Genomic DNA, 21,706 nt, shown 5'->3' with positions numbered 1-21,706 from the left:
ACGGGCTCGTCGTCCTGACCCCCTTCAGAGAGTGGACCTCATGCGAAGTTCCCGCCGAAGCCGTGCAGCCGTCGCCCTCCTGGCCGGCGCCGCGCTCGTCCCCGTGGTCGCCGGTGCAGCCACCGCCCGCCCTTCGACCCACCCCACCTCGCGACACGTCCAGCGACACGTCCTGCTGCTGTCCGTCGACGGTCTGCACCAGAGCGACCTCGACTGGTACGTCAACGCCCACCCGCACTCCGCACTGGCGTCACTGGTCAAGGACGGGACGAGCTACTCGCGGGCGCAGACGACCTTCCCCTCAGACTCCTTCCCCGGCATGGTCGCCCAGCTGACGGGGGCGGGACCGGGGACGACCGGCGTCTACTACGACGACACCTTCAACCGGACGCTGCTCGCTCCCGGCACGACCGACTGCTCGAAGGCCACTCCCGGCACCGAGGTCGCCTGGACCGAGGGCGCCGACCGGTCGCAGAACCCGATCACGCTGGACGCCGGCCAGGGCCTGACCGATCCCGCGCTGACGCACCTGCCGGCCAACACCCTCCCCCAGACCCTGGCCTCCGCCTCGGCCATCACCTCCGCGATCCTCAAGCTCACCCCCGATGCGGCACGGCTGCTCGACCCGGCGCTGCTGCCCGTCGACCCGGCAACGTGCCGACCGCTCTACCCCCACAGCTACCTCCGCGTGAACACCGTGTTCGAGGTCGCCCGCGCCGCGGGGCTGCGCACGGCGTGGTCAGACAAGCACGCGGCATACGAGATCCTCAACGGCCCCTCGGGTCACGGCGTCCAGGACCTGTTCACGCCCGAGATCAACTCCGTCGCGGACGCCGCCGGGGACGACTGGACGAAGAACAACGCGCTGACCCAGGAGTACGACGCCACCAAGGTCGCCGCCGTCCTCAACGAGATCAAGGGACTCGACCACTCCGGCACCACCCAGGTCGGCACCCCGGCGATCTTCGGCATGAACTTCCAGAGCGTCTCGACCGCGCAGAAGCTGCCCACGTCCGGCGGACAGGCCGGAGGCTACAGCCCCGGTGGCACCCCGGGCCCCGTCCTGCAGAGCAGCCTGGCCTTCGTCGACCGAGAGGTCGGCTCGATGGAGAACGCCCTGCGACGCAACGGGATCGGCGCGCGGACCACCGTCATCCTCTCGGCCAAGCACGGCCAGTCACCGATCGACCTGTCCACCCTGCGGCGCGTCGACGACGGCCGGATCATCGACGCGATCAACCGCGCGTGGACGGCCGGGCACCCTGCCGCCGGTCCCCTCATCGTCTTCTCCGTCGACGACGACGGCATGCTCCTGTGGCTCTCCGACCGGTCCGAAGCGGCCGAAACCTTCGTCAAGGGCTACCTGCTCAGCCACCCCGCACCCGCGAACACCGCCACCGACCCCAAGGGCACCTACTCCACGACAGTCGAAGCCTCCGGCCTGACCGACGTGCGCACGGGTGGCGCCGCGGACCAGCTGTTCGGCGCACCTCTTGGTGACCCCCACGCTCCCGACGTCGTCGGGATCGCCCAGCACGGCGTCGTCTACACCGGCGGCGTCGGCAAGATCGCCGAACACGGGGGCGACGCACCCGCTGACCGGCACGTCCCGCTCGTCGTCTCCGGGGCCGGTGCCGGGCGGGGCGCGATCGGCACCCCGACCGCCACCGCCGAGATCGCCCCGACCATCCTCAAGCTGCTCGGGCTGGACCCCTCTGCCCTGCAAGGGGTTCGGGCCGAGGGCACCCCGAGCCTGCCCGGGCTGCACTACCCCCACTGACCCTCCCGACCGGACGGGTCCGGCCACACGGCCGGGCCCGTCCGGCATGGAGACCTTGAGTTGATCCGTCTGCTCCGCAACCGGGATCGCGCGTCTCCACCCAACAACCGGGTCGCGGTCCTAGGCTTGAGCTACGTCGCGCCGAGCTCCTCTGAACAGACAGGTGGTCGGGCATGCCTTGTCGATGGTCATCAGTGACTGCTGCGGCTCTCGCCGGAGCAGTCGGTGTCAGCGCACTCGCTGTGCTCCCGGGCGCCGGAGGCGCCGTCGGCAGCAGCGACGTGGCAACCTTCAGCGCCTTGAACGCAGCGCCGACGTCGTCGACGTTGAGCCCCGCCAGCCAAGCCCTGGCCGTGTACGACAGCATGACGACGGCGCAACGAATCGGGCAGCTCTTCATGGTCGGCGGCAGCGTGACCGGCTTGGGCTCCGCCACCACCAGTGCCATCAGCAGCTACCACGTCGGGAACCTCATCCTCACCGGGCGCACGACCGCGGGCGCGCCCCCCGTGCGATACCTGACCGGCCGCGCCGACACCCTCGCCACGACGGCCGCCACGGCCGCGGTGCCCCTTCTCATCTCCTCCGACCAGGAGGGCGGCTACGTCCAGGTCCTCCAGGGCCCCGGCTTCTCTCGGATGCCCACCGCCCTGACCCAGGGAGAGTGGAGCGACACGACCCTGACGGCATACGCCAGGGGGTGGGGCACCCAGGTGATGCGCGCGGGCGTCGACGTCGACCTGGCCCCGGTCATGGACACCGTCGCGAAGAGCTTCGCCGCCCTGAACCAGCCGATCGGCTACTTCCAGCGCGAGTACGGCTACACGCCCGCGGTCGTGGCCGACAAGGGCACGACGTTCCTTCGGGGCATGCAGGCCTCCGGACTCGCCATGACGGCCAAGCACTTCCCCGGGCTGGGACGGGTGACCGGCAACACGGACACCACCGCGGGAGTGACCGACAGGGTCACGACGCGGACCTCCGCCGACATCGGACCCTTCCGTGCGGCCGTGGCCGCCGGCGCGCACATACTGATGGTCTCTTCGGCCTACTACTCCCGCATCGACGCCTCCCACCCGGCGGTGTTCTCCCCCACCGTGATCCGCGGCATGATCCGCGGGGACCTCGGCTTCACCGGGGTGATCGTCAGCGACGACATCGGCAACGCCAAACAGGTGGCCGCGTGGTCGCCCGGCGCCCGCGCCGTCGACTTCCTCGACGCCGGCGGAGACCTCGTCCTCACCGTCAACCCGACCGTGATTCCTGCGATGGTCCGGGCGGTGACCGCCCGAGCCGCGACCGACAGCACCTTCCGAAGCCGCGTGCGGGCCTCCGTCCTGAGACTCCTCACCGTCAAGGCCCAGTACGGCTTGCTCGCGCCGCGCCTCGCCGTCACGGGCCAGCTCGGGACGCGGACCATCTCGACACTGCAGCGCTGGCTCGGCATCACCCAGACCGGCGTCTTCGACACCGGGACGATCCGCGCCCTGCAGGCGCGGATCGGCGCCCCCGTCGCCGGCGTCTGGGGCCCGCGGTCGACGGCGGCCCTGCAGACCTACCTCGGGCTGTACCTCGACGGCGCGCCCACCTGGAACTCGCGCACCGTCGCCGGACTGCAGCGCTACCTCGTCACCCAGATGTGAGCCCCGGCCCTCGTCCGGGTTCGATCACAGCCCCGGACCACGGCGAAAAGCGCTGTCTCTTCAGGATGTTGATCGACGTGTCGTGAATCACTTCATGGCAGTCGCTGCGAGAACTCTCGGTGAACGCACGACGAACTGGCCGCTCTCGCCTAGGGATTCCCATATGAGGTCGCTACCTTCGATCGGGTGAAAATGACCCGGCGACAGATCCTCGGCGGCGCAGCAGCAGGAGGTGCGCTGGCTCTTGCCGGAGGCGCCTCCCTGGCAGCCCCCGAGCAAGCGATTGCGGCCACCCCCTTGCCGTCCCCAGGCAGCTCAGGGATCGACCACATCGTGGTCGTGATGATGGAGAACCGCTCCTTCGACCACTTCATGGGCTGGCTCCCCGGGGCGAACGGCAAGCAGGCCGGACTGAGCTACGTCGACCGCTACGGGGTCACCCGCTCGACCTACCACTTGGCCCAGTACGCCAGCTGCGGACACAACGACCCGGACCACTCCCAGGAGGGTGGACTGATCCAGCTCAACGGCGGCAAGGCCGACGGCTGGCTCCGCGCCGGCGAGGACGACCTGCTGCCCATCGGCTACTACCAGCAGTCCGACCTCGCCTTCCTCGGGCAAGCGGCGCCGGCATGGACGATGTGCGACGGCTACTACTCCGCCGTCATGGCCGAGACCTACCCGAACAGGTTCTACATGCACGCGGCGGCCACCGATCGAATCCACAACTCGACGGCGACCTCGACCCTGCCGACGATCTGGGACCGTCTTGCGGCCGCGGGCCGCACCGGCCGGTACTACTTCTCGGACATCCCTTTCGTGGCTCTCTGGGGCACGAAGTACGTCCCCATCGCCAAGCCGTTCGCGACGTTCCTGACAGATGCTGCGGCCGGGACGCTTCCCGACGTGTCCTTCATCGACCCGAGGTTCATGGACGAGAGCTCGGGCTCCTCGAGCGACGACCACCCCCACGCCGACATCCGGGCCGGGGAGCAGTTCCTCAACGAGGTCTACCAAGCGGTCACCTCCAGCCCCAACTGGGAGCGGACGCTGCTCGTGGTCAACTTCGACGAGTGGGGCGGGTTCTTCGACCACGTCGCCCCGACCACGGCCCCCGACACCGGCGGCAGCACGGCGCTGCGCGGCTTCCGGGTCCCGGCCCTGATCGTCTCCCCGCGGGCCCGACGCGGCTTCGTCGCCCACAACACCTACGACCACACCTCGATCCTCAAGATGATCGAGTGGCGCTGGGGCCTGGCACCGCTCACGCCCCGCGACTCCAACGCGCGCAACATCGCCGAGGTCCTCGACTTCTCATCCGCACCGAACCTCACCGCCCCGAGCTTCACCGTGCCCCCGTTCACCGCCACCGCCTGCACCCCCGCGGCCGTGACCGGCCCGGAGCAGTCCGAGTGGCCGGACCTGAAGAAGAAAGCCCTCGCCGACGGATGGAGCCTCCCATGACCCTCATCGACCACTCGTCGCGGAAGCACCGTCTGCTCTTGCTGGGAACGGCCGTCGCAGCGCTCGCCCTGCTCGGGTTGAGCCTCACCACGCCCGGGGCGAGCGACGCGGCCTCGAGCACGACGGCATACGTGCCACCGATCAAGCACGTCTTCGTCATCAACATCGAGAACAAGGGCTACGACAAGACCTGGGGAGCCGGCTCCGCTGCGCCCTACCTCTCCCAGACCCTCCGCTCCCAGGGCGTGCTGCTCAACACCTACTACGGCACCGCGCACAACTCGCAGCCCAACTACATCGCCCAGATCTCCGGGCAGGGCCCGAACGACCAGATGCAGTCCGACTGCCAGGTCTACTCACAGTTCACCGGCACCGGCACCGCTGCCCCGGGTCAGGCCATCGGCAGCGGCTGCGTCTTCCCCACCTCGGTCCCCAACCTCACCGACCAGCTGAGTGCGCAGAAGCTGACCTGGAAGAGCTACATGGAGGACATGGCCACCCCCTGCCTTCACCCGGCCCTGAACTCTCCGGACCCCACCCAGAAGGCCACCGTCGGCAACCAGTACGCCGTTCGCCACAACCCCTTCATGTACTTCGCCTCCATCACCGGCTCACCCACCTGCGGACAGCACGTCGTCAACCTCGACGCGCTCAGCAGCGACCTTGCCTCGGCCGGCACGACTCCGAACCTGAGCTACATCACCCCGAACCTGTGCCATGACGGCCACGACTCGCCGTGTGTCGACGGCCAGCCCGGCGGGCTGACCAGCGTCGATGCCTGGCTCAAGATCTGGGTGCCGAAGATCGTCAACTCCCCCGCCTACCAGAACGACGGGATGCTCGTCATCACCGCCGACGAGTCGGACGGGCCTCAGACCGACGCGACCGCCTGCTGCGGCGAAGGCCCCGGACCCAACGCCGCCCTCCCCGGCATCACCGGCCCCGGCGGCGGCCGCATCGGCGCGCTCGTCCTCTCGCGCTACGTCAAGCCCAACACGTGGAGCACGACCAGCTACAACCACTACTCCCTGCTCGCCTCCATCGAGGACATCTTCCGCCTCCCCTACCTCGGCTACGCCCAGACCACCGGCCTGAACCGCTTCGGGCTCGACGTCTACAACAGCGGATGGAACAAGCCCTGAGCAACGCTCCTCGATCGACAGTGGTGGTCATGCCCGGGCCGAGGGCCTCGTCGTCAAGGTGTCCGCTCGCCCCGGCGGGCGAGCGGACACCCCGACTCCTGCACCGTCAGCCCGAGATCACTTGGGACCGACGGCCCAGCTCGCGGTGTTGTTCGCCTGAACCGGGTCGGTGGTCGCCGACGTGGTCGGGCCCTCCTTGGTCGATCCGGTCTGGACCTTCTGGTTGCCCTGGATGAAGTAGAAGACGTTCAGCGACTTCGTCACTCCCGACGCGACTGCCGGGTAGGCACACGTCGTCGTGGTGGCGGTGGCCGTCGCCGTCGTCGAGCAGGCCGCGCCTCCGGTGTCGGACACGTAGTGGCCGACCTTGGTGCCGGGCAGCGTGATCGTCAGGATGACGTTCGCGTCGTCCGAGCGGCGGTTATTCGTCGCGGCAGCGGTGAACGTCACGGTCGTCGACGGGGTGTACTTGTGTGACGGCGCCGTGATCGTCGTCGCCAGATCGGCAGACCGAGTGACCGACGTCGTGGCGGTCGAATTGTTGTTACCCGAGGCCGGGTCGGTGCTCGTCGCGCTGACAGCGGCGGACGTCGACAGCGTGCCGCTGCCGATGGGAGCCGCGGAGAGCACCAGGACCTGGACGTAGACGGTCAACGAGCCGGTGGGTGCCAGGTCATTGAGCTGGCACTGCACCTGGTGCGGGTTGCCGACCACCTGGGCGCAGGTCCCCGCGCTGGTGTTCGAGATCGAGGCCGACGTGAAGGCCACGTTCGGGTCGAGCGTCTCGAGCAGCGCCACGCCGTGTGCGGTGGACGGTCCGCCGTTGGACACCGTCGCCGTGCAGGTGAGCGGCGTGCCGGCAACCACCGGGTCCGGGGTGTCGCTCAGGGCCACTGACAGCTCGGGAGGGGGCTGCCGCCGGGCGGACAGCAGAATGCTTCGACGCAGTCGAGAGAGCGCCACCGGCCTTCGTGGACGACGATCCGGTCCCGGACCGCCACGTCGCGCTGTTTCAACCGTGCGGTGATGGCCTCGATGAGGGGCAGGCTCTCGCCCGCGAACTCTTCGTAGCCGACGAGCAGGGCAGCCTTGGCTGCATCTCTGATGACGTGCCTGAGGATGGCGTGGGAGACCTCCTCGACGCGTTCGTGTTCGGGCAGGTCGATGCGCTGGCTCAGGCCGATCTTGTTGACGCGGATGGCCACGACGATGATGGACTGCCGCGGCTCGAAGCCCAGTAGGTGAGGGACGACGGCGAGCAGGTCTGCCGGGCTACGCAGGGTGACAGGTGGTGTGGTCATGCTCTTCCTTCCGATGAGGCCCGGGGGGGTCCGGGCATGCCAAAGGGCCCGCCACCGAATGTGACGGGCCCTTCGTGAACTCTTGCGAGGGGGTTTCTCCAGTCCAGTCTCGGACGTGGTTGTCCCTATGCCTCGTGGTACACATTGTACCACCCAATTTCATTGCACGAGAGAAGGTTTCGTTCCCTGCGGCGCGGCCAGCGGGCCAACCGCCTTGCCCTCGTAGTCTTGGAGCATGACGACCATCTCGCCTTCCCGTAGGAGTTCGTGGCGGCGGTTCCGGGCCTGCGCCTTCGACGACGTTCGTCAACGCTGGGGGTCTGGCAACGTGGATGAAATTCGAGCGCACACCGACAAGTTGATGGCCCAGATCGCGCAGATCGAGGCGGACGTCGAACGCGCTCGGGCGAGCTGCGAGGCGGGCGCGAACCGCCTAGAAGGCCTTGCCCGAGGAATCGAACTCAGCGTGCAGTCTGCGCCGCCCGCGACGGAACACCGCCCCTCGTCGTGACTGCGGCTACCACTTCGCGGGCTGCGCCTACTTGGCTGGCGCAGGTATCGGTGTCGGTTGCACCCAGGTCTCGAACCATCCCGTGGTTTGCGTGATGGCGTAGTGACTGATGTAGTCCTCACGGCCAGGTGTCTCGCCGTCTGGTCGACATGTCGTGTCGGTGGCGATCCAGTAGTTGACTCCGCCGTCGCCGTTTCTGTCGGCGTACATCAGGTAGGTCTGGCCATGGCTAGGACTTGACCCGGGACTCAGCCAGGACTGGCAAGTACGACCCACGCACGCACGGTCCATTGTTCTCGATCGGTAGCGGCCCGTCGGTGGTGGGTGCCGTCTGCAGCCGGTCTCCCCGGGCGTAGGCGACGCGCACGCCAACAAGGAGCCGGGACTTGTCGAGTGGGGCGACGAGCGCGCGAGAAACAGACAGTTCCGTGCCAGGGTCGATCCAAGACGTTTGACGGACGGGCCGGGTCGAGCCACAACCCGGCAGGTTGCGCATGGCGGCGAGGTCCTCGGCAGCGACGGCCTTGGCTAGCGGTTTGTCCATTCCCTGGTCCGTATCCGGAACCCAGCAGTAGGTGGCCAAGGAGATGAGCACGAGGGCACGTGCCTGCCCCTTGTTCGCGACGGTCAGCGACAGCCGGACCTTCTTCTCTCCTGTCGCCTCAACCGTGCCTTGCGTCTCCAGAGCGGGACTCACTGAGACGGAGACGTTCTGCGTCGCCTGGATGAAGGCGATCGCGTGCCAAGCTTGTATACCCGGTAGCGCCAGGGCCAGCGCAGCAAGTGCGAGTTTCTCCCTGCGTCCGGCAAGAACGTTGCGAGGAAGGGACCGCCAGGTGCGCCAGGCCACCCACGCGCCCCCGGCTACCCCAGCGGCGGCCAGCAGCATCACCCAGAACCGCGCAGGAGCAGCAGCAATTCCGGCCAACAACACCATGCCGCTGAGCAACACCGCGGCGAAAGCACCAACGAGCCTCACGTACCGTGACGTGGTCGTCAGGGTCTTCACATGAAGCGAGCCGGCAATCCCGATGATGATCACGATGCCCAGCGCCGCTAGGACGACATCCTCCAGGGTGTCGATCGCCGAGACCGTTGGGGGGCGGGGCTGGCGCCAGAACAGCATCACCAACAGAACCGCTGGCATCAGTCCCAGGAGGACCGCATGGCGCCGCACGCGGGACATTGGGTCTCCCTCCTGCGCTCGAGGCGATGTCGGATACCGGAACCTCCCACGGCTGCCAGAGGCGCGACGCGAAATGAGGCCGAGCGCTATGGGTACCTCTTCTGTAAGAACGTGACTCTGAGGATGGCGCCTTCAGCCCGGTCGAGCCCGTGTTCGCCGAAGCCCTGTCAGGCGTAGGCGCCGCGAGTAGCGTTGCCGGATACCAAAGTTGTCGAGTCAGGGAGGGTGACATGGCTGATCGGGAAGACGGGGCACTACTGGTACAGCTGGCTCAGTGGGGCTCCGCGATGGGTATCGAGGAAGCCCAGAAGGCCATCTGGGCCGAGAGTTTCGACCCCGACACGGCATCCACCGATGACGTCTTGGTCTCCCGGGTCCTCAACTGGGGCGAGACCGTCGGGACGCTCACCAAGAACGGACTTCTTGACACCGACCTCGTGCTCGACTGGCTGTGGGTCTCCGGCTTGTGGTCGCGTGTCGGTCCCGCCGCTGTGAAGCTCCGGGAGAAGCAGGGCGTGCCTGAGCTCTACGAGAACTTCGAGGCGCTGGCCACCAGGCAGGGCTGATTGGTCCCCGTGACGCCCCGCTGAAGACGGCGGCCCAGGCAGCCGGAAGACCCTCTCGGCGTCGCGGTGTCACGACGGACCCATAGTTGGCGTCGATGTGCCTGCGGGAGTCGGCGAACTGACGCAAAAGGACTCGGACGCTCGGGTGCCGGTTCTAGAGTTTTGTCGTCCCCGATGTTCGACGGGACAACCACTCGGCTGACCTGCTCGTGGAGTGGGCCCCTCGGGGGAGCCGTCAGCAGAGAGTGAGAAGCTCATGGCTCGTCAGCTCCGACACCTACGCGCCATCGCCGTCCTTGGCTGCGCCAGCGTCATCGTCCTGCTCGCCGGCAGCCCCGCATCCGCCGACAACCCGCCGCCGCTGGCGTGCGGGACGCCCGCGATGCCTGGCCCGTGCGCGCAGACGGCACACTTCACCAACCAACAGGGTTTCGAGACACCGCTTGGCACCCCCACCAACGCATCGACCTGCCCCGACTGGCTGGTCAACGACCTGCCGTTCCTCGACATGACCGGCAACGGCGTCGAGCACGTCAACGCCAACAAGGCCCAGGACTTCTGGGCGACCAACACCTTCACCGGCACCGGCACCCTGACCCTCTACCCGCCATCCAGCGTCAACCTCGTGTTCGACTCCCAGGGCAACATCGTCAGCGCCACCATCACCGGCCCGGCCGACACGATCCTCACCGGGCACATCACCGACTGGTTCGGGGTCTCAGCGAACCAGTCCTCCGCCGTCATCCACGGCACGGTCAACGTCACCGGGACCCTCACCGACGGGACGCAGTTGTCCGTCCACTACACCACCCACGCCAGCTGGACCCCGGGGCAGATCCCCTTCGTGGATGCTCCACACCTGTCCTTCAACAAGGTCACCTGCTGATCTGAACCGTCCCGGGGGCAGAGACCAGTCGCCGCACCAGTGGACCGACGGGCCCACGCCCTTGGCTCGCGCGTCCGGCTTCAAGGGTCCGATGAACCCGGACGCCCGGGCCGGAGGTTTAGAGGCACCGATCCTGCCCGCGCTCGCCCGTGCTTACCCACGCCCGACCGGGGAGGGCGCTGCCGACGCTCGGGGGGTACGTCGGCAGCGCCACCTGCCGGATCGGTGGGGGGATCGAACCAATGGAACCGGACAGGACCCCGTGCGGAGCCCGTCTGGGTCCGCGGTGGGCCCGACGCCCCTGGCCCCCACCCAGGCATCGTGGTCGAGTGGCGGTGCCCTTGTCGCCTACCTCATCGAGGCTGACCGCGTCTTGGTGCAGCAGTGGCTGTCGGCGGAGCTGCTCACCCGCATCAGGTAACGAGTAAAGGACCCCAAGTGCCCTCGCGGCGCACTCGCGAAGCCAGGTGTTCGGGAGGTCATCTGTGGCCGGCCGCATGTCAACCGGCCGGAGACGCGAAAGTGCCGGAGGAGGATCCGGCGATCACGCACTCCCTCCGTTCGGAGCCGGAGTCCGACCTGTCACCGGAGCTCACCACTCGTGCGGTTCACCGGTGCGACGGATCCGCTGGCGTCCTCTCGGAGCTGACGTGCTGTGCCGTACGACACGTGCAGCAAGTAACGGACCGGCCGGTGCTACAGACATGCGTTGCCCGGACGTGTTGCTGGAGCGAGCGCTCCTAGCCCCAGAACTCGTCGTTACGGGTCGTGTCCTCGAAGAACTCGCGTGCCTCGGTGACGCGCCCGTCGCGCACCGTGAAGACGATGACGCCATGCTGATCCAAGGTGTTCGTCCCCCGGGTGGCGTGGACCCTGTTCAACCCCACCGAGTGGTTGTCCCCGCCGACGACATCGTCGAGGGTGACCACCAGACTGCCCTCCGAGCGCGTCATCAGCTCGCCGAAGAACGACAGGATCGCATCGCGGCCCTGCTTCGTCCCCGAGAGCGACCCGCTGCCGGGCGAGTGCCAGACCGCGTCGTCAGCGAAGAGCTCGGTGAGCGTGGCCATGTCACCGGCACTGAAGGCCGCGTACCCGCGGCGGACGACCTCTGCATCCTCTGTTGCGCCCATGTCCGATCCCCTTCCCTAACGAAAGCGCCTACGGTCGTGTGAACCACACCACGCTAGCCCCGGCGTACAGGCTGTGTCCCGGAAAGCGCGGGTCGTCTACACACTGGTCGACGTGCGGCCGAGTGGCAAGGAATCGAAGGACCGACTGGACAACGCCCGAGGGGAGCTCGTCAGGTGATCAGAGTGCGCCTGCACGCCCTTCGGAGGCACTCTTCCCGGCTTCATGAGGCGATCCGACTCGGTCCTTCGGGTCCTTGGCGGAGGTGGCACGGTCCATCGCTACGGCACGCGCGGCAGCCGATCCCAGCACGAGATTCGGCGTTGACCCCTCGTGCAGGACCCGGAGTAGACCCGGTCCTCGAACCGCTTCGCGTCAGTCGCGGCCGCGGCCCAGATCGAGGATCGCAGCGACGGTTTCCGAAGGATCCAGATTCGTGTTGTCGAGCACCTGCCAACCCAGGCCGGTCAGCCGTGGCAGCACCTCGTCCAGGCAGGAGAAGACCACCTCGATGCCCATGCAGATGTACGCCGCTCCCTCGGGCGTGGCCTCCCGCTGCCGTGCACGGGCGATCGCGACCTCCCGGTCCGGTCGGAGCACGACCCCGGTCGCCCTGCGGGATCGGACCACCTCGTGGTACTCGAGCAGACCGGTCGGGTCGAGGAAGTCGTCAAGGACGACGGTGAACCCCAGCTCGGTATAGGTCGTCAGCGCGGCGAGGGCTACCTGTCGGGCGGCACGCACCTGTTCGTCCAGCGCCTCCGAGTAGTCGGCACCGGGCAGCACCAGCCCGGACACGACAAAATCCCGCAGGGCGTCGACAGGCACGTGCACTCCGGTCGCCGCGGTCGAGGCGAGCAGCCGCGCGGTGGTGCTCTTGCCGACCGCGGGCGGTCCCACTACCACGAACGCTTCGCCGGCTGTCCTCTTCACTCGGCATCGTCCTGCGCGGACGGCACGAAGTTGCTCGACATCGGATGCACCCTTGCTCGGATCGCCGTGGTACACCGAAACCTAGCGGCTCCAAAGGCACCCGACACGGCGAACCCGTGCGCTGGTCGGCCCCGGGATGCGACTTCTGCGGAGCGGCTCCGCTGCCACGTAGCTCGAACCGCGGAGGATGGTTCCCATGAGCGTCCCCGCAGCCCTCCCCCTCGTCACCGGCCGGCACCGCAACCGAGCCCTCGCCACGGCCCGGCACGCCCGCGCCGTTCAGATGGCGACCGAGGGGCGCACCTACCAGGAGATCGCCGACGAGCTCGGCTACGCGAACCGGGGCACGGTGCACCACATCGTGCACCAAGCGCTGGCCCGGGACCGCAAGGAGGCGGTCGAGGACCACCTGCAGTGGGAACTGGCCCGGCTGGATGCCCTCCAAGTCGCGCTCTGGGACAAGGCGATGGACGGAGACGTAGAAGCGGCTCGGGAAGTCCGTGCGGTGATCATGGCCCGGTGCCGGCTGCTCGGTTTGGACGACAGGGGGATGCGGCCAGCGAGCTGGACGCCGCGCATGGTGGTCCTGTCGGCCGAGGACCGCGAGTTTCTAGGGGTGTAGAGCCTGCACGTTGTCTGTCCCGGGTTGCACTGGGCGACGGCGCCGCGGGCGGTTGACGAACACCACCCGAAGGATGGGTCGGGCCCGATTGTGACAGTGCATTGCCCTCATTGTGTGGCTACTTGCCGTGACAGTACTGTCGCGTCCAGCCGCCTCCGCCACGGAGGGATCTCTGCCGGCGACGAGTTCGGATCGGGAGCGCACATGTCCAAGGAAACGCTGGACGCTGCAGGCGTTAGTTCACCGCGCGGTACGGAAGGTGAGCACCAACTCCGCCGTGGGAGCGTCGGATTGGGCGGTGCGGTCATCATGTCCGCCGCGCTTATGGGCCCGGCGGTGTCTGTCTACTTCAACCCGCAGCTCGTGGCCGGCTTCGCTGGCGCCGCGATGCCCCTGGTGATGCTCGTATCTCTGGTCGCGTCCCTCATCGTCGCCAACGGTGTCGCTGAGATGGCCCGAGAGCTGCCCAGCGCCGGGGCCTTCTACACCTATGTCGCCCGCGGGATCGGGCCACGTTCTGGGTTCGTCACTGGCATCCTGATGTTCTTGGCCTACGCCCTGCTGGTGCCGGCCGAGCTGGCGCTGATCGGGATCTACAGTCACGACATCCTCAACGACTACGGCGTTGGGGTGCCGTGGCCGATCATCTCCTTGGTGTTCGCCGCGATCATGCTGGCACTGTCCTGGCAGGGCATCTCCGGGTCGCTCAAGACGGCCCTGACCCTGTTCAGTATCGAGGTCGGCGTGATCTTGCTGCTCTCCGTCGTCATCCTGGTCAAGGGCGGCGCTCACGGACTGACGGCCACCCCGCTGCTGCCCTCCTCGTCCCCGAGCGGTCTCTCGGGTATCGCTCTGGGCATGGTCTTCGGCGTGCTCTCCTTCGTGGGCTTCGAGTCTGCAGCCACCCTCGGCGAAGAGGTCCGTGACCCGCGACGCCACATCCCGCGCGGCATCTTCGGGGCTGTCCTGCTCGTCGGGGTCATCTACTTGTTCACCACGTACGCCGAGATGGTCGGGTTCGGCACCAGCGCCGTCGACGCGCTGGTCAAAGACACCGCGCCGTTCACCACGCTCGCCGCGAACTACGCGCCCTGGCTCAAGCTGCTCGTCGGTCTCGCTGGTGTCTCCAGCATCTTCGCCGTCACGATGAACAGCCACAACGGGATCGCCCGCATCCTGTTCGCCATGGGCCGCGAGCACATGCTCCCGCGGGTGCTGGCCAAGGTGCACCCCCGTCACGCCACCCCGAGTGCGGCCATCATCGCCAACACGGTCTTCGCCGTGGTCGTGACGCTGGGGGTCGGAACCTGGGTCGGCGCCTTCAACGCCTACGCCTACCTGGGCAGCCTGCTCACGCTGGCCATCATTCCGGTCTACATCCTCACGAACCTGGCCTGCATCCGGTTCTTTGCCACCGTCGCCCGCGACCGGCGCAACATGCTCAAGCACGTCGTGCTGCCCGTCTTGGGCATGCTCGTGATGCTGATCCCCATCTACGGGCTCATCTGGCCCGTTCCCGCCGCCCCGTACAACCTCTTCCCGTACATGGTGGTCGTCGCCATCATCGTCAGCGCAGTCATTGCCTGGGTCATCGGCAAGCGCCAGCCAGAGCGGTTGTCGCGGGTAGGCGCGGTACTCGCCGCCGGCGAGGTGGACGACGACCTCGAGGAGCAGCCGGTCAGAGGCCACCGTGCCTGAGGAGGTAGGTCTGCTTCACGGCGTCACCGGACCGAGCCTGGCCCTGGCCCAACGGATGTGCGCTGCTGCGGTCGGACATGCCGCGGACCTTGGGATCGCGGTCTCGGTCGCAGTGGTCGACGCGGGCGGTCATCTCGTCAGCTTCGCCCGCATGGACAAGGCCGAGATCGCCGGCCCGCACCTCGCGGTCGCCAAGGCCGCCACCGCTGTCGCACATCGCTGTCCGAGCGGAGATCTCGCCGCCGAATCCGCGCCGGGGGCCTCACTTGCCGGGCTCGCCTCCAGCGGTGGCGGACGCTACGTCGTCTTCGCAGGAGGCCTCCCCCTCTGGGCCCCCGATGGTCGTGTGGTCGCCGGCATCGGGGTCAGCGGCGCAAGCGCGCCCCAAGACCTGGCCTGCGCAGCAGCCGCAGCCACGCTGTGGCCATCGCCTCGCTGACCACGGAGTCGACGGCCACTCGCCCGGAGCGATCTAGGCACTCCAGTCCCGCGCGGGAGGCCCCGGAGGCGCTATAGGCGCGTTCCCGTCAGGCCTTCCTACGCGAACTTCCCGGCGACGAGCCCCGACGCCACGTGCTCTTCTGACGCGACCGATACGTCTCGCCGGCGAGGATCTCCGCCTTGTTCCGGGCAGCCGCCTGCTGGGCGCCGGCACACGAGGCGTGACCCCACTGCCCGTCGAGACACGGACAGATGGGCGTGCCGACACCGAAGAGGAGGTCGCAGATTGGACAGCGCCCGGCCCGACTCGCAGTGAGACCAGCGCGCAACGACTGTGTCCCCGATCGGCTCTCCGTGTGGGTCGGTGTGCCGGCGCCAGCTGCGCGTGCCCGCTCGAGGCAGAACGCGTGAACCGGGTCGCCCTTCTTCGTCCTGGCGCCATCATCGTCCGTCATCGGTGCACGACAGATAGGGCACCGAAGTCGCTCAACCTGCATGCCTCAAGCGTCCCAGCGAGCACCGACAGTGGCTGCTGCCAGTTGAGTCCATAGCGTTGGTGTACGACGACACCGGTGGCCTGTGTCTGCTGGATGCAGGTGCGGTCACCGCGTGATCCTTGTAGCAGCGATGAACAGGAGGGAGATCTGATGACAGCCTTGGACAGCGCCCGTTGGCCCGGCACTTCAACAACGCTGGCCAGCGAGGTGGGCCGGCTCCTGAACTCCGCCGAGGTCACCGAGATGATCAGGGTTCCTGAGGCGACGCTTCGCTACTGGCGACACATCGGCATCGGACCGCGCAGCTTCAAGATGGGCCCCCGCCGCGTGCTCTATCGAGCTGATGACGTCGACGCCTGGGTGACCGCGCAGTACGCCGACCGGCGCTAGCTCGCTTCGTGGGCAACGTCGCGAGGCGGCCGGACGGCAAGTGGCGAGCGCGCTACCGCGACGCGTCCGGCCGCGAACGCACCAAGCAGTTCGCGCGCAAGGTCGACGCCCAGCGCTGGCTCGCCGAGACCACACAGTCCCAACGGGAGGGTCGCTACGTCGATCCTCAGGCGGGCCGATTCAGTTTGAGCGACTACGCACAGAAGTGGCTCAGCAGGCAGGTCCATCGACCGACGACCGCCGACCAGATGGAGGGCGTTGTCCGTCGCTACGTCGACCCCCACCTGGGCGCCATGCGCCTGGCAGCGATTCAGCCCTCCGATGTCCAGAGGTGGGTCAAGCAGCTCAGCCTTACCCTGGCCCCGTCCACGGTCGGTGTCGCCCACCGCATCCTGTCGGGCATCCTCAAGTCGGCAGTCGCCGACCACCGCATCGTGTCCAACCCGTGCACAGGCACGAAGCTGCCCAAGGTCACCAAACCGAAGGTCCAGCCCATCTCCGAGGACCAGCTCGCTGCCATCGTCGGGCACATGCCCCGGCGCCATCAAGCGCTCGTCATCCTCGCCGCCGGTACCGGCTTGCGGCAAGGCGAGATCGTCGGCCTCACCGTCGACCGCCTCGACCTCGAGCGCCGCACCGTCCTCGTCAACCGTCAGCTCATCAACTTAAACGGCCGCGAGCCGTTCTTCGGGCCCCCGAAGTCCCAAGCAAGCGTGCGCGTCGTTTCCCTACCCGAGGTGGTCGTCGACGCCCTCCGAGAGCACTTGCGTACCTACCCCTCCCCCGCGCTCGTCTTCACGAACAACGTCGGTGCCCCACTGCGCCGATCAGCCTTTTGGACGGAGTGGAACCGCGCGCTCAAGCAGGCCGGCGTGCCGGCCATCCGCTTCCACGAGCTGCGCCACTACTACGCCTCGCTACTGATTCGCCACGGCGAGTCCGTCAAAACCGTCCAAGCCCGCCTGGGCCACGCCCGCGCGAGCGAGACCCTCGACACCTACAGCCACCTCTGGCCCGACAACGACGAGCGCACGAGGGCCGCCGTCGATGGAGTCCTCCGAAATTTTGCGGACTATTTGCGGACTAACAGCGGTGCCGAAACACAAAACCGCAGTTCAGAGGTCTGAAAGTGGATGAGTCGGCCGATACGCCGGGGATTGCCACCGGCTGATCAGTTCGTGCTGTCGTTGGTGCCCCAGGCCTCTGACCAGCCAAAACGCACGTTGGCGATGTTGAGCACCGTGACTGCGCGCGACGGTTCTCGGACTTTTTGCGGACTTTTTGCGGAGGTTCTTGCGTACCACGTGCGCCCTAAAGAGCTGCTCGTGCCACCGCCAGTTGACCCTCCGGTCCCCTGTCCGGCCGCACCTCGAGGAGCCACCCGCGAGGGGATGATCAACAGCGACCGTGGCGATCGACTCAAATCCCCCGCGCCTCTGAGCCTCCTTCGGGCGTACGAACTTTCACCCACATGCCGGATAGCGGACGTAAAAGCAGAGACCTCCGGCGGCAGGCTCGAGCCCTGTCCACCACCCGCTCAACGACAGGTCAACACACCTAGAAGATGACGAGTTGACGCAGTAAGCCTTGGCCGGGCGCGCGCCCGGAGAGGGCACGGCAGAACTGGGCGGCGTCGAGCTCGAGTCGCTGTGCCCCGGCGCCGCTGACGAAACGGCCGCCGCATGGACCGGTCAGAGTGAGGTCTACCGGCTGCCCATGCAGCAGTGCCCACTCCCGGACAACGTCGGCGACGATCCGGGCGTTCACTGGTGCGGAGAGGTCGACCTCGCCGCCCGTGGCGCGCGCGATGTCGAGGGTGTGCATCCACACGTCGCGGGTGTAGATGACGTCCACGAGATGCCCAAGCCGAAGCCGGGGTGGCATCCCGGCAGACGAGCCCGACTGAGCGATGGGGACGCTGACCCGACGCAGTAGCCGCGGGAGCCGCATCCGGCCGGCGACCGCCCGCGGTGCCAGTGAAGACAGCATGCTTACTCTCTCGGCAGGGGCCAGGGAGCGGTGCTCGCTGACCTGGAGTGCGTTGACCGCATCAAGCGGGTTCCCGCAATGATCTCTGCGGTGACGTGCGCCCCAAGCTTGCTGCCGCATGTTCTGTCGCAGGGAGGCGTTTGCTTCGGCGGCGCCGATTAGATGCCCCACCATGTCGGCGACCGACCAGCCCGGGCACTCCGTGGCTGCCCGCCACGCCTTGTCGTCCAGTGAGTGGAGCAGGACGAGTAGCTGGTCGTAGGTAGCCAATGCGACCTCAGCCGCGTCGGTGCTCTTGGCGATCGGCGTGATCTGAGCGACTCCACTGGTGTTTGTGGTCATCCCCACTCCTAAACCTAACGCTGTTAGGCAACGATGGCGCTGCACCGGTACGGTGTCAAGGGTGCAGCCCCCCACTCTCACGCGTGACCAGCGGCGCGAGCGAACCCGGCGAGTCATCGTCGACGCGGCCTGGCAGCTGTCGCGCGAGCGCGGCCTCACCGGCTGGGGGCTGCGCGACCTGGGGGCGCAGGTGGGGATGCGGGCGCCGTCGCTGTACGTGTACTTCGCGAGCAAGAGCGCGCTCTACGACGAGATGTACGCCCAGGGCTACCGTGAGCTGCGTGCGGCGTACCAGTCCCTGCTGACGGCAGAACTGCCCGAGGAGGACCGGGTGCGCGCCGGGGCGCGCATATTCTTCGAGTTCGCCGTTGCCGACTCCGCACGGTTGCAGTTGCTGTTCCTGCGGGTGATTCCGGCGTTCGTCCCCTCGGCCCCGTCCTACGCACTGGCCAGTGAGGTGCTCGCGGAACTGTCAAAGGCGCTGCGCGCCGTCGGGATCGTCGACCCGACGGCCGTCGACATCTGGACAGCGATGCTCACGGGCCTGGCGACGCAACAGGTCAGCAACGACCCCGGAGGCAGCCGCTGGGGAGAGGCCCTCGACCGGACCGTCGACATTCTGCTGGCGGGACTCGCACCTGGCCAGCAGGGATAGGAGACACACCCACATGGCTCTCTTCTGTGTCAAGATGCAGTCGGCAAGGACGTTCTACGCCGGGTGGTGACGAGTTCCGGAAGTGGCTTGTCCGAAGAGCCGGCCTGGGGTTGTGAGTCGGTCGCGCCGGAGTCAGAGTCGTTGTCCGGTGCCCTCCAGGGCCCGTCACTCTTCCGGCGACTCATCCGCCGAGCATGGTGCGGAAGACGAGGTCGGACAGTCGCCGTTTGAGGCAGCGAATCGCTTCCATCGAGCTCTTAACGCTGCCCTGCTCCCGGTCGAAGTAGGCCCGGCTTTCGGTCGGGGCGCGTAGCTGGACGGTGGCCATGATGTGCAGCACCCGGTTGATCTGGCAGTTCCCGCCACGAGAGAGCCGGTGCCGGACGTGGTCGCCAGACGATGCGTCGATCGGGGCGGTCCCGGTCCAGGAGGCGAAGTGGTTGCGGGTCGCGGAACCGGGACAGGTCCCCGACCTCGACGAGCAGCCGCGCCGCACCCGACGGGCCGACACCGTGCAACCCGAGCAGCGAGGTTCCTGTGGCCGCGACAAGCTCCTTCAGTTCCTTGCCGGCGGTCTTCTTCCGGACCTAGATCCGCTCCAGGTCAGCCACGAGCTCCGCGGCGACCCGCTTTCGGGTCTTGCCGACCGCATCCCGGGTCCGGACTCTGGCCAGCAGGGCCTTGGCCTGCGCGGCAGAGAGGTACTTCTTCCCGCCACCAGGCAGCATCTCCAACAGGATTCGGTGCAGTTGGCTCCTCTTGCGGGTGTGCTCATCGCCGATCGAGCGGCGACGGTCGACGAGCAGCGGCAACACCTCGAGCTGCGCATCCGTCACGACCGGGCGCAGCCCGGCCATCCTCGTGCCGACCAGCGCAACCGAGTGCGCGGCGGTCGCGCCGTCTTGCGGCCCTGCCCCGTCGCCAACACCCGGGCCCGCGCTGACAGCTTCGCCGGCACGTCCACGACCACCTGCCCGTCGGCAATCAGCCGGTGCGCGATGTGCCGCCCGATCCCTTCGCACCCCTCGATCGCCCACACCCGCTCCGGCCACGCCGCCACGTGTTCGAGCATCGCTCGGTAGCCCTCGACGCTCGTGTCGAACCGGTCACGATCGAGGACCGTCTCGGGCCGTCACGACTCAATCGTGACGCTGCGCTTGTGTGGGTCCATGCCGATCACGACCCGCGGAACCTGCTCTTGCATGCCAACCTCCCTCACCCGACACCGACTACTGGTTGCGCGTGGAGGGCACCGCTACTTCGAGCAGAGCAATCCCTTATTGAGCCTCTCCTGCCCGGCGGTGCCCAGGCGGCGCAACCCCTGTGAGAACCACACGACGAAGGCGTGGGCAGCCGCGATTGCGAACGACGAGCCCGGGCACCTGAACCAGAGCCTGCGCAGGCACCGGTCCAGCTGTCGATGAAACGAGTAGCCGTGCGTCGGACAACGTCGCACCATCCGGCAACGAGGTGTCCGGGCACGACGCACATGTTGAAGCCGCATTCGTGGAGTGCTCGACGCACGAGTAGCGGGGGCGATAGGCCAGTTGGCCCTCGCCGTCACCATCGGCTTCGCGCATCACTGCTTTGCGATTGCCGACCCCGCGCGGCCCGGTCCGTGGCTGGGCGCCCTGGCGATGACTCTCCTGGCCGTTGCGCACATCAAGCGCCTGGGCGAGTTCCGCGAAGACAAGCGGTTGCACTGCCTGTGTCCCGTTCCGGGTCTGATGGAGGCTCTCATTTCACGGAAGGATGAGAGCCATGGCAGCACCGAGGAAGTACCCGGAGGAGCTTCGGGAGCGAGCGATCAGGATGGCCGTCGATCTGCGGCGTGACCCCGACACCAAGGCGGGCGCGGTGAAGCGGGTCGGCGACCAGCTCGGGATCAACCCCGACACGTTGCGCAACTGGGTTCAGCAGGCCGAGGTCGACGAGGGCCACCGCCCGGGCGTGACGAGCGCGGAGGCGAAGCGGATCGCTGAGCTCGAGCGGGAGGTCAAGGAGCTGCGCCGGGCGAACGAGATCCTGCGGACGGCGTCCGCGTTTTTCGCGGCGGCGGAGCTCGACCGCAAGCTGAAGTAAGCGCCAGAGTGCCGACTCGGGTGCTCGTGGAGTACATCGACGAGCACCGCGACCGGTTCGGGGTCGAGCCGATCTGCACGGTCCTGTCGGGGGCCGGCATGCAGATCGCCTCGAGCACGTACTACGCGGCCAAGACCCGCGCCCCGTCGGCACGGTCGGTCAGCGACGTCGCGACGCTGGCACGGATCGTGACGATCCACGCCGAGAACTACGGCGTGTACGGCATCCGGAAGGTTCATGCCGAGCTACGCCGGCAGGGCCATCTGGTGGCTCGCTGCACCACGCACCGGTTGATGAAATCCGTTGGGCTGCACGGCGTCAGCCGGGCGAAGGGGCCACGCACGACGATCCCCGGCAGCGGCCCGGACACCCGCCCGGACCTGGTGCAGCGGGCGTTCACCGCCACGGCACCGGACCAGCTGTGGGTCGCGGACATCACCTACTGCC

The 21,706-nt window shown here is 67.8% G+C and carries 24 protein-coding genes, 1 pseudogene and 1 other annotated feature; of the genes and pseudogenes, 15 read left to right on the top strand and 10 right to left on the bottom strand.

Features of this window, described 5'->3' with window-relative positions:
* The first annotated feature begins 40 nt into the window (after nt 1–40).
* From ABD297_RS20900 to ABD297_RS20885, 4 genes are all read left to right on the top strand, one after another.
* Nucleotides 41–1,780: an alkaline phosphatase family protein gene (locus ABD297_RS20900; RefSeq protein ID WP_344257050.1), complete on the top strand. Its 1,740-nt coding sequence runs from the start codon at nt 41–43 to the stop codon at nt 1,778–1,780.
* 353 nt (nt 1,781–2,133) lie between these two features.
* Nucleotides 2,134–3,423: a glycoside hydrolase family 3 N-terminal domain-containing protein gene (locus ABD297_RS20895; protein WP_344257049.1), complete on the top strand. Its 1,290-nt coding sequence runs from the start codon at nt 2,134–2,136 to the stop codon at nt 3,421–3,423.
* Nucleotides 3,424–3,615: 192 nt separating this feature from the next.
* On the top strand, nt 3,616–4,887 hold the full coding sequence (locus ABD297_RS20890; RefSeq protein WP_344257048.1) for an alkaline phosphatase family protein: 1,272 nt from the start codon (nt 3,616–3,618) through the stop codon (nt 4,885–4,887).
* Complete coding sequence (locus ABD297_RS20885; protein WP_344257047.1) at nt 4,884–6,029, top strand: alkaline phosphatase family protein; 1,146 nt, start codon at nt 4,884–4,886, stop codon at nt 6,027–6,029. The genes ABD297_RS20890 and ABD297_RS20885 overlap by 4 nt, the downstream gene beginning before the upstream one ends.
* A 117-nt stretch (nt 6,030–6,146) precedes the next feature.
* On the opposite strand, the gene ABD297_RS20880 is transcribed toward ABD297_RS20885, so the two are convergent.
* Together ABD297_RS20880 and ABD297_RS20875 are read right to left on the bottom strand one after the other, a co-directional pair.
* Entirely contained in the window at nt 6,147–6,923 is a 777-nt protein-coding gene (locus ABD297_RS20880) for a hypothetical protein (protein ID WP_344257046.1), read from the bottom strand.
* On the bottom strand, nt 6,914–7,330 hold the full coding sequence (locus ABD297_RS20875; RefSeq protein ID WP_344257045.1) for a DUF4192 family protein: 417 nt from the start codon (nt 7,328–7,330) through the stop codon (nt 6,914–6,916). Before ABD297_RS20875 ends, ABD297_RS20880 begins: the two co-directional genes overlap by 10 nt.
* 235 nt (nt 7,331–7,565) lie before the next feature.
* Between ABD297_RS20875 and ABD297_RS20870 the strand changes: the two genes are divergently transcribed.
* A complete protein-coding gene (locus ABD297_RS20870; RefSeq protein WP_344257044.1) occupies nt 7,566–7,841 on the top strand; it encodes a hypothetical protein in 276 nt (91 codons plus the stop codon).
* Between the two features lie 229 nt (nt 7,842–8,070).
* On the opposite strand, the gene ABD297_RS20865 is transcribed toward ABD297_RS20870, so the two are convergent.
* A complete protein-coding gene (locus tag ABD297_RS20865) occupies nt 8,071–9,027 on the bottom strand; it encodes a hypothetical protein (protein WP_344257043.1) in 957 nt (318 codons plus the stop codon).
* Between the two features lie 230 nt (nt 9,028–9,257).
* Between ABD297_RS20865 and ABD297_RS20860 the strand changes: the two genes are divergently transcribed.
* Complete coding sequence (locus ABD297_RS20860) at nt 9,258–9,593, top strand: DUF4760 domain-containing protein (protein WP_344257042.1); 336 nt, start codon at nt 9,258–9,260, stop codon at nt 9,591–9,593.
* Between the two features lie 256 nt (nt 9,594–9,849).
* Nucleotides 9,850–10,479, top strand: a complete 630-nt coding sequence (locus ABD297_RS20855) for a hypothetical protein (protein WP_344257041.1) — start codon at nt 9,850–9,852, stop codon at nt 10,477–10,479.
* Nucleotides 10,480–11,219: 740 nt separating this feature from the next.
* Here ABD297_RS20855 and ABD297_RS20850 read toward each other — a convergent pair.
* On the bottom strand, nt 11,220–11,612 hold the full coding sequence (locus ABD297_RS20850) for a nuclear transport factor 2 family protein (RefSeq protein ID WP_344257040.1): 393 nt from the start codon (nt 11,610–11,612) through the stop codon (nt 11,220–11,222).
* Nucleotides 11,613–11,985: 373 nt separating this feature from the next.
* A complete protein-coding gene (locus ABD297_RS20845; RefSeq protein WP_344257038.1) occupies nt 11,986–12,543 on the bottom strand; it encodes an AAA family ATPase in 558 nt (185 codons plus the stop codon).
* 196 nt (nt 12,544–12,739) lie between these two features.
* Between ABD297_RS20845 and ABD297_RS20840 the strand changes: the two genes are divergently transcribed.
* Both ABD297_RS20840 and ABD297_RS20835 read left to right on the top strand, forming a co-directional pair.
* Entirely contained in the window at nt 12,740–13,165 is a 426-nt protein-coding gene (locus ABD297_RS20840) for a hypothetical protein (protein WP_344257037.1), read from the top strand.
* A 204-nt stretch (nt 13,166–13,369) separates the two neighbouring features.
* Nucleotides 13,370–14,863 carry an APC family permease gene (locus ABD297_RS20835; RefSeq protein WP_344257036.1) on the top strand — a complete coding sequence of 498 codons (1,494 nt, stop codon included), beginning with the start codon at nt 13,370–13,372 and terminating at the stop codon, nt 14,861–14,863.
* Here ABD297_RS20835 and ABD297_RS20830 read toward each other — a convergent pair.
* Nucleotides 14,844–14,996 carry a hypothetical protein gene (locus tag ABD297_RS20830; protein WP_344257087.1) on the bottom strand — a complete coding sequence of 51 codons (153 nt, stop codon included), beginning with the start codon at nt 14,994–14,996 and terminating at the stop codon, nt 14,844–14,846. The two genes, ABD297_RS20835 and ABD297_RS20830, sit on opposite strands and share 20 nt — an antisense overlap.
* Between ABD297_RS20830 and ABD297_RS20825 the strand changes: the two genes are divergently transcribed.
* The 3 genes from ABD297_RS20825 (at nt 14,958) to ABD297_RS20815 (ending at nt 17,318) form a co-directional block, all read left to right on the top strand.
* Entirely contained in the window at nt 14,958–15,302 is a 345-nt protein-coding gene (locus tag ABD297_RS20825) for a GlcG/HbpS family heme-binding protein (protein WP_344257082.1), read from the top strand. The two genes, ABD297_RS20830 and ABD297_RS20825, sit on opposite strands and share 39 nt — an antisense overlap.
* Nucleotides 15,303–15,951: 649 nt before the next feature.
* Complete coding sequence (locus tag ABD297_RS20820) at nt 15,952–16,191, top strand: helix-turn-helix transcriptional regulator (RefSeq protein WP_344257035.1); 240 nt, start codon at nt 15,952–15,954, stop codon at nt 16,189–16,191.
* A gap of 8 nt (nt 16,192–16,199) precedes the next feature.
* Nucleotides 16,200–17,318, top strand: a complete 1,119-nt coding sequence (locus ABD297_RS20815) for a tyrosine-type recombinase/integrase (protein WP_344257034.1) — start codon at nt 16,200–16,202, stop codon at nt 17,316–17,318.
* Between the two features lie 430 nt (nt 17,319–17,748).
* Here the strand turns inward: ABD297_RS20815 and ABD297_RS20810 are convergent, their stop codons facing one another.
* Nucleotides 17,749–18,522: a maleylpyruvate isomerase family mycothiol-dependent enzyme gene (locus tag ABD297_RS20810; protein WP_344257033.1), complete on the bottom strand. Its 774-nt coding sequence runs from the start codon at nt 18,520–18,522 to the stop codon at nt 17,749–17,751.
* A gap of 61 nt (nt 18,523–18,583) precedes the next feature.
* On the opposite strand from ABD297_RS20810, the gene ABD297_RS20805 reads away from it, so the two are divergent.
* Nucleotides 18,584–19,177, top strand: coding sequence for a TetR/AcrR family transcriptional regulator (locus tag ABD297_RS20805; protein ID WP_344257032.1), 594 nt, complete (start codon nt 18,584–18,586; stop codon nt 19,175–19,177).
* A 181-nt stretch (nt 19,178–19,358) separates the two neighbouring features.
* Here the strand turns inward: ABD297_RS20805 and ABD297_RS20800 are convergent, their stop codons facing one another.
* The 3 genes and pseudogenes from ABD297_RS20800 to ABD297_RS20790 all read right to left on the bottom strand — a co-directional run bounded on the left by ABD297_RS20800 (nt 19,359) and on the right by ABD297_RS20790 (nt 20,034).
* Nucleotides 19,359–19,517: a hypothetical protein gene (locus tag ABD297_RS20800; RefSeq protein WP_344257085.1), complete on the bottom strand. Its 159-nt coding sequence runs from the start codon at nt 19,515–19,517 to the stop codon at nt 19,359–19,361.
* A pseudogene (locus ABD297_RS20795) lies at nt 19,518–19,673 on the bottom strand (transposase); the annotation flags it as partial.
* Between the two features lie 91 nt (nt 19,674–19,764).
* Nucleotides 19,765–20,034 (bottom strand): hypothetical protein, encoded by a 270-nt coding sequence (locus tag ABD297_RS20790; protein WP_344257031.1) that lies wholly within the window; start codon nt 20,032–20,034, stop codon nt 19,765–19,767.
* Between the two features lie 904 nt (nt 20,035–20,938).
* Between ABD297_RS20790 and ABD297_RS20785 the strand changes: the two genes are divergently transcribed.
* Both ABD297_RS20785 and ABD297_RS20780 read left to right on the top strand, forming a co-directional pair.
* Nucleotides 20,939–21,259, top strand: a complete 321-nt coding sequence (locus ABD297_RS20785) for a transposase (protein WP_344257030.1) — start codon at nt 20,939–20,941, stop codon at nt 21,257–21,259.
* Nucleotides 21,217–21,372 (top strand) — a sequence feature (AL1L pseudoknot). Its footprint overlaps the gene before it by 43 nt.
* On the top strand, nt 21,268–21,706 hold a 439-nt coding region (locus tag ABD297_RS20780; RefSeq protein ID WP_344257029.1), incomplete at its 3' end, for an IS3 family transposase. It overlaps the preceding feature by 105 nt.

This window comes from Terrabacter carboxydivorans, assembly GCF_039532035.1.
In the GTDB taxonomy this organism is placed as follows: domain Bacteria; phylum Actinomycetota; class Actinomycetes; order Actinomycetales; family Dermatophilaceae; genus Terrabacter; species Terrabacter carboxydivorans.
This window is presented reverse-complemented; position numbering and strand designations above follow the sequence as displayed.

What these genes read in the sequence shown, in the direction of transcription:
- ABD297_RS20860 (WP_344257042.1), top strand. Translation starts at nt 9,258, where the DNA reads ATGGCTGATCGGGAAGACGGGGCACTACTGGTACAGCTGGCTCAGTGG.
- ABD297_RS20790 (WP_344257031.1), bottom strand. Translation starts at nt 20,034, where the DNA reads ATGGCCGGGCTGCGCCCGGTCGTGACGGATGCGCAGCTCGAGGTGTTG.
- ABD297_RS20785 (WP_344257030.1), top strand. Translation starts at nt 20,939, where the DNA reads ATGGCAGCACCGAGGAAGTACCCGGAGGAGCTTCGGGAGCGAGCGATC.
- ABD297_RS20865 (WP_344257043.1), bottom strand. Translation starts at nt 9,027, where the DNA reads ATGTCCCGCGTGCGGCGCCATGCGGTCCTCCTGGGACTGATGCCAGCG.
- ABD297_RS20870 (WP_344257044.1), top strand. Translation starts at nt 7,566, where the DNA reads ATGACGACCATCTCGCCTTCCCGTAGGAGTTCGTGGCGGCGGTTCCGG.
- ABD297_RS20810 (WP_344257033.1), bottom strand. Translation starts at nt 18,522, where the DNA reads ATGACCACAAACACCAGTGGAGTCGCTCAGATCACGCCGATCGCCAAG.
- ABD297_RS20835 (WP_344257036.1), top strand. Translation starts at nt 13,370, where the DNA reads ATGTCCAAGGAAACGCTGGACGCTGCAGGCGTTAGTTCACCGCGCGGT.
- ABD297_RS20885 (WP_344257047.1), top strand. Translation starts at nt 4,884, where the DNA reads ATGACCCTCATCGACCACTCGTCGCGGAAGCACCGTCTGCTCTTGCTG.
- ABD297_RS20855 (WP_344257041.1), top strand. Translation starts at nt 9,850, where the DNA reads ATGGCTCGTCAGCTCCGACACCTACGCGCCATCGCCGTCCTTGGCTGC.
- ABD297_RS20850 (WP_344257040.1), bottom strand. Translation starts at nt 11,612, where the DNA reads ATGGGCGCAACAGAGGATGCAGAGGTCGTCCGCCGCGGGTACGCGGCC.
- ABD297_RS20840 (WP_344257037.1), top strand. Translation starts at nt 12,740, where the DNA reads ATGAGCGTCCCCGCAGCCCTCCCCCTCGTCACCGGCCGGCACCGCAAC.
- ABD297_RS20820 (WP_344257035.1), top strand. Translation starts at nt 15,952, where the DNA reads ATGACAGCCTTGGACAGCGCCCGTTGGCCCGGCACTTCAACAACGCTG.
- ABD297_RS20890 (WP_344257048.1), top strand. Translation starts at nt 3,616, where the DNA reads ATGACCCGGCGACAGATCCTCGGCGGCGCAGCAGCAGGAGGTGCGCTG.
- ABD297_RS20830 (WP_344257087.1), bottom strand. Translation starts at nt 14,996, where the DNA reads ATGACCGCCCGCGTCGACCACTGCGACCGAGACCGCGATCCCAAGGTC.
- ABD297_RS20900 (WP_344257050.1), top strand. Translation starts at nt 41, where the DNA reads ATGCGAAGTTCCCGCCGAAGCCGTGCAGCCGTCGCCCTCCTGGCCGGC.
- ABD297_RS20875 (WP_344257045.1), bottom strand. Translation starts at nt 7,330, where the DNA reads ATGACCACACCACCTGTCACCCTGCGTAGCCCGGCAGACCTGCTCGCC.